We start from the raw sequence: 14,451 nt of genomic DNA, 5'->3' as shown, positions 1-14,451 counted from the left end.
GAATCAGCCTTGGATTGGCAAACCCTGCTTACCCGCGAACGCCTCGGAAAGCCGCTGCACAGCCCGGAAGAACTCGGCCGCAGCCCTTTCCACAAAGACCACGACCGCATCATTTTCTCGGGAGCGTTTCGCCGCCTCGGACGCAAGACCCAGGTCCATCCGGTCACCAGCAACGATCACATCCACACGCGCCTGACCCACTCGCTGGAAGTCAGTTGCGTCGGCCGCTCGCTGGGCATGCGTGTCGGTGAAACCATCCGCAGCGCCCTGCCCGACTGGTGCGAACCCAGTGACCTGGGCATGGTGGTGCAATCCGCTTGCCTGGCCCACGACATCGGCAATCCGCCCTTCGGCCACTCCGGCGAAGACGCGATCCGTCACTGGTTCCAACAGGCTGCCGGCCGCGGCTGGCTGGATGCAATGAGCGAAGCCGAACGCAATGACTTCCTCAACTTCGAAGGCAACGCCCAGGGTTTCCGGGTACTCACGCAGCTTGAGTACCATCAGTTCGATGGCGGCACCCGGCTGACCTACGCCACGCTGGGCACTTATCTGAAATACCCATGGACGGCCATGCACGCCGATTCGCTGGGTTACAAGAAGCACAAATTCGGCTGCTATCAGAGTGAGCTGCCGCTGCTGGAGCAGATCGCTCATAAACTCGGCCTGCCGCAACTCGAAGAGCAGCGCTGGGCCCGCCATCCGCTGGTCTATCTGATGGAGGCCGCCGATGACATCTGCTACGCGCTGATCGATCTGGAAGACGGTCTGGAAATGGAGTTGCTGGAGTACACCGAAGTCGAGTCCCTGTTGCTGGACCTGGTCGGCGACGATCTGCCGGAAACCTATCGCCTGCTGGGCCCGCGTGATTCGCGCCGACGCAAACTGGCGATTCTGCGCGGCAAAGCCATCGAACACCTGACCAACGCCGCCGCCCGCGCTTTTGTCGAGCAACAGGATGCATTGCTGGCCGGTACACTGCCCGGTGATCTGGTGGAGCACATGCACGGTCCGGCCAAGCGTTGCGTACTGAATGCCAAGGACATGGCGCGCAAGAAAATCTTTCAGGACAAGCGCAAGACCCTGCACGAAATCGGCGCCTATACCACGCTGGAAATCCTGCTCAACGCCTTCTGCGGCGCAGCCCTGGAACAGCACAACGGGCGGGCGCCTTCGTTCAAGAGCCGTCGCATCCTCGATCTGCTGGGTAACAACGCGCCAGACCCTCACGGGCCATTGCACACGTCGTTCCTGCGCATGATTGACTTCATCGCCGGCATGACCGACAGCTATGCCAGCGAAATGGCCCTGGAGATGACAGGTCGTTCGAGCCACTGACGAGAGCAGGTTGATCAGCCATTACGCCGCCTGAAATGGCTGATCAGCCTCCCAACGCCCAAGTGCACTCAACGTTCGCTGAATCGCCCTACACCTCACGTCGAGCAAGCTGATCGATTACTCGGAATACTCGCGAAATAATCACGCGTCCCAGAGACGAAGCGTGAGTAACTCCATGTTCAAAGACGACCTGCGCATCCTGCTGGTGGAAGATCATCCCTTTCAACTCAGGGCAACTCAGTACCTGCTTGAAAGTTACGGCTTCACTCAAGTGACCACCACCGACAGTGCCAAAGGCGCGTTGCAGCAAATGCTCAAGGCTGTGCAACCGTTCGACATTCTATTGTGCGATCAGTGTTTGCCCGACCTTCCCGGACTTGATCTTGTTCAGTTCGCCAGTCATCGAGGAATGATCAGGCAAGCCATACTGTTAAGCAGCCTGAGTTGTACAGAACTTGATGAAATTGAGAAAACAGCCAACGAGCGGGGGCTACCCTTACTTGGTTATTTGATCAAACCCTTGAAACAATCCGAATTCAGAAACTTATTGACCTTGACCTCATTATAAAGACAGCACAAGTGCGATAATTGCTTATCGACACACAACTTGAAAACAACAAACAAAAACTCCCAACAGACCGACTGATCACACGCAACTTCCAGCCATCTTCATTAAAAACCTAGTTGATTCGTAGCCCCTTTCCTATTCATTTGTAGGATTATTCCTATATTGCTGCTTGAGGTCCGTCAGTTCATGCGTCCCCTCAACTATCTGAGCTAAGGTGCGCGCTTTATTAGAGCTCGTATGGGATTTGATTATGAACTCCGTTTTTATTGTCGACGATCACCCCGTCATCCGTCTCGCCGTCCGAATGTTGCTGGAGCACGAAGGCTACAAAGTCGTCGGCGAAACCGACAATGGGGTCGATGCCATGCAGATGGTTCGCGAATGCATGCCCGACCTGGTCATTCTCGATATCAGTATCCCGAAACTGGATGGCCTCGAAGTTCTCGCCCGCTTCAACGCGATGAGTACCCCCCTGAAAACATTGGTATTAACTGCACAATGCCCGACACTTTTCGGTATTCGCTGCATGCAGTCCGGTGCTTCAGGTTATGTATGCAAACAGGAAGACCTGAGTGAACTGGTGAGTGCTATCAAAGCAGTATTGTCCGGTTACAACTACTTCCCGAGCCAGGCACTGAATCCTGTTCGCGGCGATGAGGTGCGCTGTGCAGAACTGGAATTGTTCAAGTCAGTCAACGACCGAGAGCTGATGGTGTTGCAACTTTTTGCCCAGGGCCGCACCAACAAGGAAATTGCCAAAGGCATGTTTCTGAGCAACAAGACTGTGAGCACCTACAAAAAAAGACTCATGCAAAAACTCAGAGCCAAATCCCTGGTTGAACTCATCGAGATGGCAAAACGTAACGCATTGGTGTGAGACACAGGATGCCCAGTCGCATAAAGGATTATCTGCTACTCATGGCCGCCGTATGCCTGACCTCTTCGGTGCTTGCCGCACAGCCTGCCAGCGAGCACTACAACCTGCTCAGTCGCTCAACGGCCGGACACCTGGACGTCCAACTGGATCAAGCACAACAACAATGGATCACCGGTAAACGGCAACTGATTCTCGGCACGTCAGCACCGGACTACCCACCTTTCGACCTGACCGTCAGCGGCCAGGATTACGAAGGTTTCACCGCCGATTATGCGGGCCTCCTCGGCAAGGCCATCGGTTTGCCGATCAAGGTGCAGCGCTTTCCCTCCCGAGGGGCTGCGATCAAGGCGCTCGAAAAAGGCGAGGTCGATCTGCTCGGCACCGCCAATGGCTTTGAGGCTCACAACGCCGATATTGTGCTTTCAACCCCCTACGCCGTGGACCAGCCGGTTCTGGTGACACGGGAAGGAGAAACCCGATCCCTGACCGACGGCCTCGCCGGTCTGCGGTTGAGCATGGTGTATCACTATTTGCCGCTGGAGGAAGTCCGGGCCCTGTATCCCAAAGCCATCATCACGTCTTATCCGTCCTACCAGAATGCAATCAATGCCGTAGCTTTCGACCAGGCTGACGTCTTCCTCGGCGACACCATCTCGACCCACTACATGATCAACAAGGGTTACCTGAACAATATCCGCATGGCCAACTTCGGCAAACACGAAGCCCATGGTTTCAGTTTTGCCGTGCACAAAGACAACCCGGAACTGCTCGCAATCATCAACGCGATGCTCATGGCCATCCCCGCCAGCGAGCGGGAAAACATTGCCGAACGCTGGAGTGCCGGCAGCGACATCCTGCTCACCGACCAGAAACTGCAGCTCACCCACCTCGAAGAACGCTGGCTCGCGCAACACCCGGTGGTGCGCGTGGTGGTCAATGAAGCCTATGCGCCGCTGACGTTTTTCGACAGCGATGGCAACTTTCGCGGCGTTACCGCAGACCTGCTCGAACTGATCAGATTGCGTACCGGCCTGCGCTTCGACATCCGACGCAGCCGAAGCGATGACGAGATGATCAGACAGATCAAAGACCATCAGGCCGACGTGATTGCTGCCCTGCTCCCCAGCGATGAACGTGAAACGATCCTGAACTTCACTCGTCCCTATCTGCAAAACTCCTTTGTGTTGCTGACGCGCAAAGCCGCCGACAGCCCGACCAACCTTGAGCAACTGCAAGGCAAGCGCCTGACCATCGCCCAAGGCAACCCACTGGTGGATTACCTGCGCCGCGAGTTCCCGCGGATCAAGCTCATAGAGACGCCAGACACGTTCAGCGCGGTTGAGTTGCTCGCCGAAGGCAAGGCGGAAGGTGCGGTGAACTCTCTGGTGATCGCCAACTACTTCATGTCATCGCGTCTCTTTGAACACACGCTTCAGATCAGCACCACCATCGGCACCCGCCAGGCCGCGTTCGCCCTGGCGACCGGGCAAGACGCCAAAGAACTCAACGCCATCCTCAACAAGGCGCTGCTGAGCATCGCGCCGGAAGAACTCGGCATCATCAACAGCCGCTGGCGTGGCTATTCGGCGTCGTCGCAAAGTACCTGGCGCAACTACCAGCGATTGTTCTATCAGATCGTTATCGGAGCCGGCGTACTGCTGCTGATTTCCGCTGCGTGGAACGCTTACATGCGTCGTCAGATCAAACAACGTCAGGCGGCTGAGCGTGCGTTGAACGATCAATTGCGTGAACGGCGGCAGCTGTTCGACGAGCTGCGTTGTGCGAAAGATCGTGCCGATGAAGCCAACCGGGCTAAAAGCACGTTCCTGGCGACCATGAGCCATGAGATCCGCACCCCGATGAATGCCGTCATCGGCATGCTCGAACTGACGCTGAGGCGGATCGATCGCAACCACCCGGATCGCCCGGCCATCGACGTGGCGTACAACTCGGCGAAGGACCTGCTGGCACTGATCGGGGACATTCTCGACATCGCCCGCATCGAATCCGGGCGCTTGAGCCTGAGCCCGCAACGCGTCAATCCGCTTGAAATCATCGGCTCGGTGGCAAGGATCTTCGATGGGCTGGCCCGCCAGAAAAACCTCGATCTGCGGCTTGAGTTCAACCCGGCCAACCCGCCCGTCGGTGTCCTGCTGGACCCGATGCGCTTCAAGCAGGTGCTATCGAATCTGGTCAGCAACGCCATTAAGTTCACCGAGCAAGGCGAGGTCAGAATCACTGTTGAGTTGCTCCAGTGCAGCGAGCCCGGGCACATCCGGATGCTGTTGCTGGTTGAGGACAGCGGCATCGGTATCAGCGAACAGGATCAGCAACGGCTGTTCGAACCTTTCGCCCAGGCCAATGACCACGGGCAGGCCGGCAGAGGCGGCGCCGGATTGGGCCTGGTGATCAGCCGAAGCCTGTGCGAAATGATGGGCGGCAGCCTGCATTTGAGCAGCCAGCCGGGGGTAGGCACGCAGGTTCAGGTTTCGCTGCACCTGGCCACAGTGCCCGTCGCACAGGTGCCGAAAGCCGCCGAAGTGCCCATCCACACGACGACGCCCTTGAACGTTCTGGTGGTCGACGATCACCCGGCCAATCGCTTGCTGATGTGTCAGCAACTGGAGTTTCTGGGGCATCGATTCAGCGTCGCAGAAGACGGCGAAGCAGGACTGGATACGTGGAAAAACGGGCTGTTCGATCTGGTGATTGTCGATTCCAACATGCCGGTCATGAACGGATACGAGCTGACCCGCGCCATTCGCCGCCATGAACAGCATTCGAAACGACCGCCCTGCACCGTGCTCGGCTTCACCGCCAACGCACAGCCCGAAGAACTACTGCGCTGCAAACAAGCCGGGATGGACGATTGCCTGTTCAAACCACTGACGCTGACCGCGTTGAGCGAATGGGTGGCCGGCATCAAACCGCCCGTTCGCGATCCAGCCTTCAGCCTGCAAGGGCTGCACCTGTTGACCGGTGGCAATCCAGTGATGGACAGGCGATTGTTGACCGAGCTGCAGAGCAGTAACCGCCAGGACCTGCAAGCGCTGCGGGCATTATCCCGGTCAAAAGATCCGCGGGCTTTTCTCGACGTCGCCCACAAAATCAAGGGCGCCGCGCGCATTGTCCAGGCCACCCGTTTGATGGACAGCTGCGAGGCGCTTGAGCAGGTCTGCCATGGCGTCTTCCATCACGAAGAAGTGGCGCAATGCTGCAAAGCCATGGAGCGCGCCATGCTTGAACTGGAACAGGCATTGCAGCAACAAATTGGACAAAACGACAAAAGCAGAATGACGGAGCCTTAACTATGCTTGGTCGCTGAGCAGTGTGTTAAACATCATGGAGAGACCCCGCAATGACCAGCCCACTGCGCCCGGATCAGCGACGGTTTCCCCTGCACGTCCATATCAGCGTGATGTTCACCTTCCTGTTGCTGCTGACTGGCGTGGTGCTGGGCATTTTCAACTATGGGCAAACCACACAAATCATTCTGTCCAGCAGTGAGAAGCTCTTCGAGCGCATCGAGCAAGATGTCCGCCTGGACCTGCACGCCACCTATGAGCCCATTCGCCATCTGTTGAGCCTGTTGGTGTTCAACCCGGCGGCGCAAGCGTCCGATCTGGAGCAGCGCCTGGCATTGCTCAAACCCTTCAGCCAGTCGCTCAAGGACAATCCTGACCTGGCCTCGCTGTATCTGGGCTACGACAATGGTGATTTCTTCATGGTTCGCCCCTTGCGAACCGCCGCCCTGAAAGCGCTGCTCAAGGCCCCGGACAAAGCGGTTTATCAAGTATGGAGCATCGAGCAAAACCGCGGCCCGGTACATTCCCAGTCATTGTTTTTCGATCAGGAACTGAACCTCCTCAGCCGTCACGACAACCCCGACGACACCTACGATCCGCGCACCCGCGCCTGGTACTCCAGCGCTCGCGGCGACAGCGATCAGATCACCACCGAGCCCTACCTCTTTTTCTCCACCCGCAATGTCGGCACCACCCTCGCCCGGCGTAGCGGCGAGCACGCCATCATGGGCGCCGACCTGACCCTGGCGGAACTGTCCGCGACGCTGGCCAAGCACGTTGTAACCCCCAATACCGAAATCGTGCTGTTCGATGCCCAGGGCAATGCCATCGCATACCCCGACAGCAGCAAACTGATCGTCGACGATCAGACCGCACACCTGAGCAAGGCCGCCGACCTGAGTCCCGGCCTCGGCGCATTGCTGAACAACCCGCCAACAGGCAAACGGCTGATGGCTGCCGGTCGGCAGTGGATCGTTGCCCGCAGCACCATGCAGGAAGGTGGTCCGCAGGGGCTGCAACTGGCGCTGCTGGTACCGGAAGACGAATTGCTCGCCGATGCCTACCGCATGCGTTGGCAAGGCGCGCTGATTACGCTGGCCACGTTGCTTTTGTGCCTGCCCGTGGGCTGGTTGACCTCCAGAATTCTGGTCAAACCCCTGCGTGCACTGGTGCAGGAGGCCGATGCGATTCGCAGTTTCAATTTCAAATTTCCGGCCTCCCGTCGCTCTCCGGTACTCGAAGTCGACCAACTGAGCGTGTCGATGGCGCGCATGAAAGACACCCTGGCGAGTTTTTTCCGGATCACCGACAGCCTGAGCGCCGAGACCCGGTTTGCCCCCTTGCTGGAAAGGGTGTTGTTCGAAACCGTAAAAATCGGCCAGGCCCAGGCGGGCCTGATCTATCTGCGGGAAAATGACGGCGATCGCATGACACCTCACGGCCTGTTCATCAACGACATTTCACAGGCATTGCCCGCGTTCGACATTCGCGGCCACGAACTTCAGGACCCACAGAGCCCTGCCTGGCTACAGCAGCTGTCGCATGCCAACAACGTGGTCACCAGTCTCGGTTTCGAACAAGTGGGGGATTTGCAGAAAGTGTTGCTGGCGATGGAATGCCCGCGGGTGCATCTGATCGGTATCCGCCTGCACAATCGCCATAACGAAACCGTGGGCCTGCTGGTCCTGTTGCTGGCGGACAGCGGCGATCAAAGTGATCTGGAAAAGCTTCGTCCGGACCGTATCGCGTTCCTTCAGGCTGTGTCCGGCGCGGCCGCCGTGAGTATCGAAAGTCAGCGCCTGCAAGCCAAACAAAAGCAACTGCTGGACGCGTTCATTCAACTGCTGGCCGGAGCCATTGACGCGAAAAGCCCCTACACCGGCGGCCATTGCCAGCGAGTGCCGGCGCTGACGTTGATGCTCGCCCAGGCTGCCGCGGCCAGTCAGGACCCGGCCTTCAGCAGTTATCAACCGACCGAGGACGAGTGGGAGGCGCTGCACATCGCCGCCTGGCTACATGACTGCGGCAAGGTCACCACACCGGAGTACGTGGTCGATAAAGCCACCAAGCTCGAAACCCTGAACGACCGCATCCACGAAATCCGCACCCGCTTCGAAGTGCTCAAGCGCGATGCCTGGATCAGCTACTGGCAAGCCATTGCCCTGGGTGGTGACGAGCAGCACCTGGCGGAACTGCGCAATGCCACGCTGGCGGCGCTGGACGATGATTTCGCGTTTGTTGCCCGCTGCAATCTGGGCAGCGAGGCGATGGCCGAGTCCGATTTGCAACGCCTGCGCAGCCTGGCACAGCGCACCTGGACCCGAACCCTTGATGACCGGCTGGGCGTTTCCTGGGAAGAGAACCGGCGTCAGGCGCGAACATCGGCGCCGACCCTGCCGGTCAGCGAGCCGCTGCTGGCGGACAAACCGGAGCATCTGTTCGAACGCTCGGAAAGCGAGCTGATGCCGGAAGACAATCCCTGGGGGTTCAAACTCGATGTGCCCCGCTACAAGTACAACCGGGGCGAACTCTACAACCTGAGCATCGCCCGAGGCACGTTGACGCGCGAGGAGCGCTACATCATCAATCACCACATGGTGCAGACGATCCTGATGCTCAGCCACCTGCCCTTCCCCGGCCACCTCAACAACGTCGCGGAAATCGCCGGCGGCCACCACGAAAAAATGGACGGCACCGGTTATCCAAAACAGTTGAAGCGCGAGGAAATGAGCCTGCCGGCGCGGATGATGGCGATTGCCGATATTTTCGAAGCGCTGACCGCCGCCGATCGTCCCTACAAGAAAGCCAAGCCGTTGAGCGAAGCACTGGGCATCATGGCCACCATGTGCCGTGACGCCCACATCGACCCGGAACTGTTCAGGCTGTTCATCAACGCCGAAATCTACCGGCAATACGCCGAGCGATTTCTCGATCCGCAACAGATCGATGCCATAGACCCGCCAGGCCTGCTGGCCAAGGCAGGCTTGAGGGCGTGATCAGCAGTCGGTCAGGCGCAGGAAGATGGCCGCCAGCTTTTCAATCCCGGCTTGATCATGTTCGGTGAAGCGCGCCAGTTTCGGGCTGTCGAGGTCCAGCACGCCGATCAGGCGACCGTCCTTGACCAGCGGCACGACCAGCTCGCTGTTCGACGCGCTGTCGCAGGCAATGTGCCCGGGAAAGGCGTGCACGTCTTCGACCAACTGAGTCTGCAACGTCGCCGCCGCTGTCCCGCACACGCCACGACCGAACGGGATGCGCACGCAGGCGATCTGCCCCTGGAACGGACCCAGCACCAGCTCTTCATTGCGATTGAGGTAGAAACCGGCCCAGTTCAAGTCGTCTAGCTGGTTGTACAGGAACGCGGAAAACTGTGCGGCGTTGGCGATGAAATCACGCTCGTCCGCCAGCAAGGATTCCAGCTGCGCGTGCAGCATGCCGTAGCCCTCGAGGCCTTGGCCGCTTTGTTGTAAATCGATCATGCCTTGTGCTCCAACAGCTTGAGCCCGACCCAATAGCGGGCAAATTGATAGGCGCAACGTCCGTTGCGATTGCCTCGGCCGGTGGCCCAGCGCACCGCGAGGATGTCCAGTTCTTCGTCACGCTGCCACTTCAGGCCAGCCTTGTCGGCCAGTTGACCGATCCAGTGCTCGACCACATTAAGGAAGTGTTCCTGCGTAAACGGATAGAACGACAACCACAGACCGAAACGGTCCGACAGCGCGATCTTGTCTTCCACGGCCTCGCTGGGGTGCAATTCGCCGTCGACCCTTTTCCAGTTTTCGTTATCGCTTTCCTTTTCCGGCACCAGGTGGCGACGGTTGGAAGTGGCGTACAGCAAAACATTGTCCGGCGCCTGTTCGAGAGAGCCGTCGAGCACGCTCTTGAGCACGCGATAGTCGCCCTCGCCCGCCTCGAACGACAGGTCATCGCAGAACAGCACGAAACGTTGGGGCAGTTTGGCGATTTGCTCGACCACACGCGGCAAGTCAGCCAAGTGATCGCGTTCGATCTCGATCAGTCGCAGACCGGTCTTGGCGTGTTCGGCCAGCAGCGCGCGCACCAGCGACGATTTACCGGTGCCACGCGAGCCCCAGAGCAACGCGTGGTTGGCTGGCATGCCGTCGAGGAATTGTTGAGTGTTTCGGCCCAGTTGCTCTACTTGGCGGTCAACACCGATCAGGTCGGACAACCGCGTATCGAGGCTGACCTGCAGCGGCAGCAGAAAACCGCTGCGCCCTTCCCGCTGCCAGCGTGCGGCCAGGCAATGCGTCCAGTCGATGGCTTGCCGAGGTGCGGGCAAGAGCGGTTCGATACGGGCCAGAACGGCATCGGCGCGTTCAAGAAAAGCATTCAATCGGGAATCCACGTCTTCTCCTCGGGCACGTTCACAGTAATGATGGCGCTACAGCGACGAAATACAGCATTCAGTGACCTGTTCATCCCGTGCACAAGGGCTCGCGAGAACATCGGTATCCATGCATGATCGACTATGCTTGAGCAGCGAAGGGAAACGGAAGTGGTTCGACACCCCATGGATATCAAGTTCACCAACCGGCTGTCCTACAAGCAAGCCCGGCTTACCGTGCTGGTCGGTTTCATTCTGGGCACGCTGCTCAGCCTGCTGCAAATAGGCATCGATTATGCCAGTGAAGACGCCTCCATCAACCGTGAAATAGTGTCTTTGCTGGAAATCAGCCATAACCCCGCTTCGCGCATTGCCTACAACATCGACGCCGAACTCGCCCAGGAACTGACCCTGGGCCTGCTGCGTTCACCGGCGATCATCGCTGCGCAACTGACCGACAACAACGGCTCGGTGCTGGCCAGTGTCAAACGCCCGCCATCGCAGAGCGGCTATCGGGTGATCAGCGACTTCCTGTTCGGTGCCAACCGGGCGTTCGAAGACCGGCTGTATCTGGATCACTTGCCCAACGAATCCCTCGGCACCTTGCGCCTGGAAGTCGACACCTATTCTTTCGGCAACCGCTTCCTGCGTCGGGCCGAAGTGACCCTGCTCAATGGCTTTGCCCGCAGCCTGATCCTGACCGGCATCCTGCTGGCGCTGTTCTATGTGATGCTGACCAAACCGCTGGTGCGGGTTATCCGCGAGCTTAGCAGCCGCGATCCGCGCAGTGTCGAACCGACCTGGCTGGAGTACCCGAGCGGGCATAAAAACGATGAGATCGGCGTGCTGGTCAAGGTTGCCAACCAGCAATTCGAGAACATTGCCACTGAAATCCAGCAGCGGCGCAACGCTGAAAACCGTTTGACCGATTACCTCGGGCAACTGGAAAACATCGTGTCGGCGCGCACCGCCGAACTCAAGGCGATCAACAGCCGGCTCAGCCAGTCCAACCAGGAACTGGAAGTCGCGCGCAGCACCGCCCTGGACATGGCCGAGGCACGCTCGGTATTTCTCGCCAACATGAGCCACGAGATCCGTACGCCCCTCAATGGCTTGCTGGGGATGATCGCGCTGTCCCTCGACGGCCCGCTCAATGCCGAGCAACAGCAACAACTGTCCATCGCCCACGACTCGGGCAAAGTGCTGGTGGAGTTGCTCAACGATATTCTCGATCTGTCGAAATTCGACGCCGGTCAGCTTGAACTCGAACACATTCCGTTCGACCTCGGTTCGCTGATCGAGGACACCGCCAACCTGCTGTCGCAAAACGCGGCGCCAAGCGTCGAACTGACGTGCCTGATCGAACCGACATTCCCGGCGCTGGTGCTCGGTGACCCGACCCGGGTCCGGCAGATCGTCAGCAACCTGTTGTCCAACGCCCTCAAATTCACCCGTTTCGGCCGGGTCGATGTGCGCCTGTCGACGTACGAAGACGGCGTCAGAATCGAAGTCTGCGACACTGGTATCGGCATCGCCCAGGACGCTCAGGTCAAGATTTTCCAGCCATTCACCCAAGCCGGTGCTGGCATTACCCGACAGTTTGGCGGCACCGGGCTGGGGCTGGCGCTGACTTACAACCTCTGCGAAGCCATGCAGGGGCGCCTCACCATCAGCTCGGAAGCCGGTTTCGGCAGCCAGTTCTGCGCCGACCTGCCGCTGCCGAGCCACACCCGCGCCTTCGCCCCGGGCACACTGCACGGCAAGGTGATCGCGATCACCACCGCCAGCAGTGGCCTGGCGGAACTGTTGAAGAGTCTGTTGCCGGGTTGGGGGCTCGACTATCAGCAGCGTTCGATCGATGACGTGATGATCGGTCTGAAGCCCGATGTGGTCATCACCGATTGCCCGGAATGCCTGTTTCGCCTGCGCCCCACGTGTACCGCACCGATTCTGCTGGTGACCGCTTACGGCAGTTTCATGCCCAGTGAACAGGCCAGCGCCCTGGCGCCGTTACAACAACAGGCCCGTCCTTTGGCGCGCAATGCGCTGTACCAGACACTGCGGCGAGTGTTGCAGCCGGAAATCAACACCATCAACGATGCGCGACTGGAGGCGCTCACTCCCCAGCGCCGTGGACGGGTGCTGCTGGTGGAGGATAATCCGGTCAATCAATTGGTGGCCAAGGGCATGCTCGGAAAACTCGGCTGCGAGGTGATTGTCGCCGCCCACGGCGGCGAGGCCCTGGATCAACTGGAGCAAAGCGAATTCGATCTGGTGCTGATGGACTGCAACATGCCGGTGATGGACGGCTACGAAGCCAGTCGGCAAATCCGTCGCAGCGGTCGCTGGCCGCAATTGCCCATCGTCGCCCTGACCGCCAACGCCATGTCCGAGGAACGCGAACGCTGCCGTGCGGCGGGCATGAGCGATTACCTGGCCAAACCTTTCCGCCGGGAAGAACTGGCCGCCCTGCTGGACCTGTGGATGCCCGCTACGACAGTGCCTTGATTTGTCCCAACAAGTGATCAAGCCCCTCGCGCAGATCATTCAAGCGATCCAGATCGACACCGCTATCACACAACAGTCGGGCTTTGAGCGGCCCGACCTGATCGCGCAACGCCTTGCCCGTGGGCGACAGGCTCAGGTGCACTTCACGCTCATCCCGCGCTGAACGCTGTCGCTGCACCAGTTGCAGTTGTTCAAGTCGCTTGAGCAACGGCGTCAACGTGCCGGAATCCAGCGCCAGGCGCTCGCCCAACGCCTTGACCGTCGGCTGCTCCGGCGCCGCCTCCTGCCATTCCCACAAAACCAGCATCGCCAGGTATTGCGGGTATGTCAGGCCGAGCTGATCGAGCATCGGCTTGTAAGCGCGGATCACCGCCCGGGAAGCGGCGTACAGCTTGAAGCAGAGCTGGCTGTCGAGCTTCAGGGAATCGACGGACAAGGTATTCATTTGAGCAGGGCTTCGATCTCGCGGCTGAGGTCTTGCGGCTTGGTCGCGGGAGCGAAGCGCTTGACCAGTTGGCCGTCCTTGCCGATCAGGAATTTGGTGAAGTTCCACTTGATGCCCTGAGAACCCAGAACACCCGGTGCGCGTTTTTTCAGTTGCACGAACAGTGGGTGGGCGTCGGCACCGTTAACGTCGATCTTTTTGAACAGCGGAAAGCTGACACCGAAGTTCAGTTCACAGAACTCGGAAATCGCACCTTCATTGCCCGGCTCCTGCTTGCCGAACTGGTTGCACGGGAAACCGAGCACCACCAGCCCTTGATCCTTGTAGGTCTGCCACAGTTCTTCCAGCCCTTTGTATTGCGGCGTGAAGCCGCATTTACTCGCGGTGTTGACCACCAGCACCGCTTTGCCGGCGTAATCCGCCAGGGTCTTTTTCTCACCCTTGATGGTGGTGCAAGGGATGCTCAGCAGGTTGTCGCTCATGATTCGGACTCTCGAATGAAAGAAGATGAGGTAAACATAGCGAGCAATTGAATTGTGTGCAATTTAATTAATCGATCCTCGACCACGCCACACAAACTGTAGGAGCCGGCTTGCTGGCGATAGCGGTGAATCTGACGCACCGAGGCGTTCCGATCGCCAGCAAGCCGGCTCCTACAAGGGGTCATCTTATCCGCGCGGAACGAGATCCAGGCACACCGAGTTGATGCAATACCGCAGGCCGGTCGGCGGCGGACCATCCGGGAACACATGCCCCAGGTGCGCATCGCATTTGGCGCAGACCACTTCGGTACGGATCATGCCGTGACTGACATCACGGATTTCAGTCATGGCGCTGTCGCCGATCGGCGCATAGAAACTCGGCCAGCCGCAGCCGGAGTCAAATTTGGTTTTTGAGTCGAACAGCGGCTCATTGCAGCAGATGCAGTGGTAAACACCGTCGGTTTTGGTGCCGTTGTACTTGCCGGAAAACGGCCGTTCGGTGCCCTTGAGGCGACAAACGTTGTACTGCTCCGGATCGAGCATCGCCCGCCATTCTTCCAGGGTTTTTTCCAACTTTTCCATC

Annotated in this window: 11 protein-coding genes; 6 read left to right on the top strand and 5 right to left on the bottom strand. The window is 58.9% G+C overall.

Annotation, left to right across the window (positions count from 1 at the left end; translation table 11 throughout):
• Positions 1–9: 9 nt before the first annotated feature.
• The 5 genes from IB254_RS21655 (at position 10) to IB254_RS21635 (ending at position 9,084) form a co-directional block, all read left to right on the top strand.
• Positions 10–1,338 carry a deoxyguanosinetriphosphate triphosphohydrolase gene (locus IB254_RS21655; RefSeq protein ID WP_192419352.1) on the top strand — a complete coding sequence of 443 codons (1,329 nt, stop codon included), beginning with the start codon at positions 10–12 and terminating at the stop codon, positions 1,336–1,338.
• Positions 1,339–1,513: 175 nt separating this feature from the next.
• A complete protein-coding gene (locus IB254_RS21650) occupies positions 1,514–1,906 on the top strand; it encodes a response regulator (RefSeq protein ID WP_192419349.1) in 393 nt (130 codons plus the stop codon).
• 250 nt (positions 1,907–2,156) lie between these two features.
• Positions 2,157–2,783: a response regulator transcription factor gene (locus tag IB254_RS21645; RefSeq protein ID WP_008030344.1), complete on the top strand. Its 627-nt coding sequence runs from the start codon at positions 2,157–2,159 to the stop codon at positions 2,781–2,783.
• 8 nt (positions 2,784–2,791) lie between these two features.
• Positions 2,792–6,091 carry a transporter substrate-binding domain-containing protein gene (locus IB254_RS21640; protein ID WP_192419347.1) on the top strand — a complete coding sequence of 1,100 codons (3,300 nt, stop codon included), beginning with the start codon at positions 2,792–2,794 and terminating at the stop codon, positions 6,089–6,091.
• Between the two features lie 50 nt (positions 6,092–6,141).
• Positions 6,142–9,084, top strand: a complete 2,943-nt coding sequence (locus IB254_RS21635) for an HD domain-containing phosphohydrolase (protein WP_192419345.1) — start codon at positions 6,142–6,144, stop codon at positions 9,082–9,084.
• Here the strand turns inward: IB254_RS21635 and IB254_RS21630 are convergent, their stop codons facing one another.
• Positions 9,085–9,567, bottom strand: coding sequence for a GAF domain-containing protein (locus IB254_RS21630; protein ID WP_008030351.1), 483 nt, complete (start codon positions 9,565–9,567; stop codon positions 9,085–9,087). It lies immediately after the preceding gene.
• Positions 9,564–10,454, bottom strand: a complete 891-nt coding sequence (locus IB254_RS21625; protein ID WP_008030353.1) for an ATP-binding protein — start codon at positions 10,452–10,454, stop codon at positions 9,564–9,566. Before IB254_RS21625 ends, IB254_RS21630 begins: the two co-directional genes overlap by 4 nt.
• Before the next feature lie 165 nt (positions 10,455–10,619).
• On the opposite strand from IB254_RS21625, the gene IB254_RS21620 reads away from it, so the two are divergent.
• Positions 10,620–12,941 (top strand): response regulator, encoded by a 2,322-nt coding sequence (locus IB254_RS21620; RefSeq protein ID WP_276536153.1) that lies wholly within the window; start codon positions 10,620–10,622, stop codon positions 12,939–12,941.
• On the opposite strand, the gene IB254_RS21615 is transcribed toward IB254_RS21620, so the two are convergent.
• The 3 genes from IB254_RS21615 to msrB all read right to left on the bottom strand — a co-directional run bounded on the left by IB254_RS21615 (position 12,925) and on the right by msrB (position 14,450).
• Positions 12,925–13,386: a MarR family winged helix-turn-helix transcriptional regulator gene (locus tag IB254_RS21615; protein ID WP_008030355.1), complete on the bottom strand. Its 462-nt coding sequence runs from the start codon at positions 13,384–13,386 to the stop codon at positions 12,925–12,927. The two genes, IB254_RS21620 and IB254_RS21615, sit on opposite strands and share 17 nt — an antisense overlap.
• The gene (locus IB254_RS21610) at positions 13,383–13,868 is read right to left on the bottom strand and encodes a glutathione peroxidase (RefSeq protein WP_008030357.1); all 486 of its coding nucleotides are present in this window, start codon (positions 13,866–13,868) and stop codon (positions 13,383–13,385) included. Before IB254_RS21610 ends, IB254_RS21615 begins: the two co-directional genes overlap by 4 nt.
• Positions 13,869–14,054: 186 nt before the next feature.
• Entirely contained in the window at positions 14,055–14,450 is a 396-nt protein-coding gene (msrB, locus tag IB254_RS21605; RefSeq protein WP_192419341.1) for a peptide-methionine (R)-S-oxide reductase MsrB, read from the bottom strand.
• Position 14,451: the final 1 nt, after the last annotated feature.

Origin of the sequence: Pseudomonas sp. PDM03 (genome assembly GCF_014852385.1) — a bacterium.
GTDB lineage: Bacteria > Pseudomonadota > Gammaproteobacteria > Pseudomonadales > Pseudomonadaceae > Aquipseudomonas > Aquipseudomonas migulae.
This window is presented reverse-complemented; position numbering and strand designations above follow the sequence as displayed.

What these genes read in the sequence shown, in the direction of transcription:
- IB254_RS21650 (WP_192419349.1), top strand. Translation starts at nt 1,514, where the DNA reads ATGTTCAAAGACGACCTGCGCATCCTGCTGGTGGAAGATCATCCCTTT.
- IB254_RS21645 (WP_008030344.1), top strand. Translation starts at nt 2,157, where the DNA reads ATGAACTCCGTTTTTATTGTCGACGATCACCCCGTCATCCGTCTCGCC.
- IB254_RS21640 (WP_192419347.1), top strand. Translation starts at nt 2,792, where the DNA reads ATGCCCAGTCGCATAAAGGATTATCTGCTACTCATGGCCGCCGTATGC.
- IB254_RS21635 (WP_192419345.1), top strand. Translation starts at nt 6,142, where the DNA reads ATGACCAGCCCACTGCGCCCGGATCAGCGACGGTTTCCCCTGCACGTC.
- IB254_RS21630 (WP_008030351.1), bottom strand. Translation starts at nt 9,567, where the DNA reads ATGATCGATTTACAACAAAGCGGCCAAGGCCTCGAGGGCTACGGCATG.
- IB254_RS21620 (WP_276536153.1), top strand. Translation starts at nt 10,620, where the DNA reads ATGGATATCAAGTTCACCAACCGGCTGTCCTACAAGCAAGCCCGGCTT.
- IB254_RS21615 (WP_008030355.1), bottom strand. Translation starts at nt 13,386, where the DNA reads ATGAATACCTTGTCCGTCGATTCCCTGAAGCTCGACAGCCAGCTCTGC.
- IB254_RS21610 (WP_008030357.1), bottom strand. Translation starts at nt 13,868, where the DNA reads ATGAGCGACAACCTGCTGAGCATCCCTTGCACCACCATCAAGGGTGAG.
- msrB (WP_192419341.1), bottom strand. Translation starts at nt 14,450, where the DNA reads ATGGAAAAGTTGGAAAAAACCCTGGAAGAATGGCGGGCGATGCTCGAT.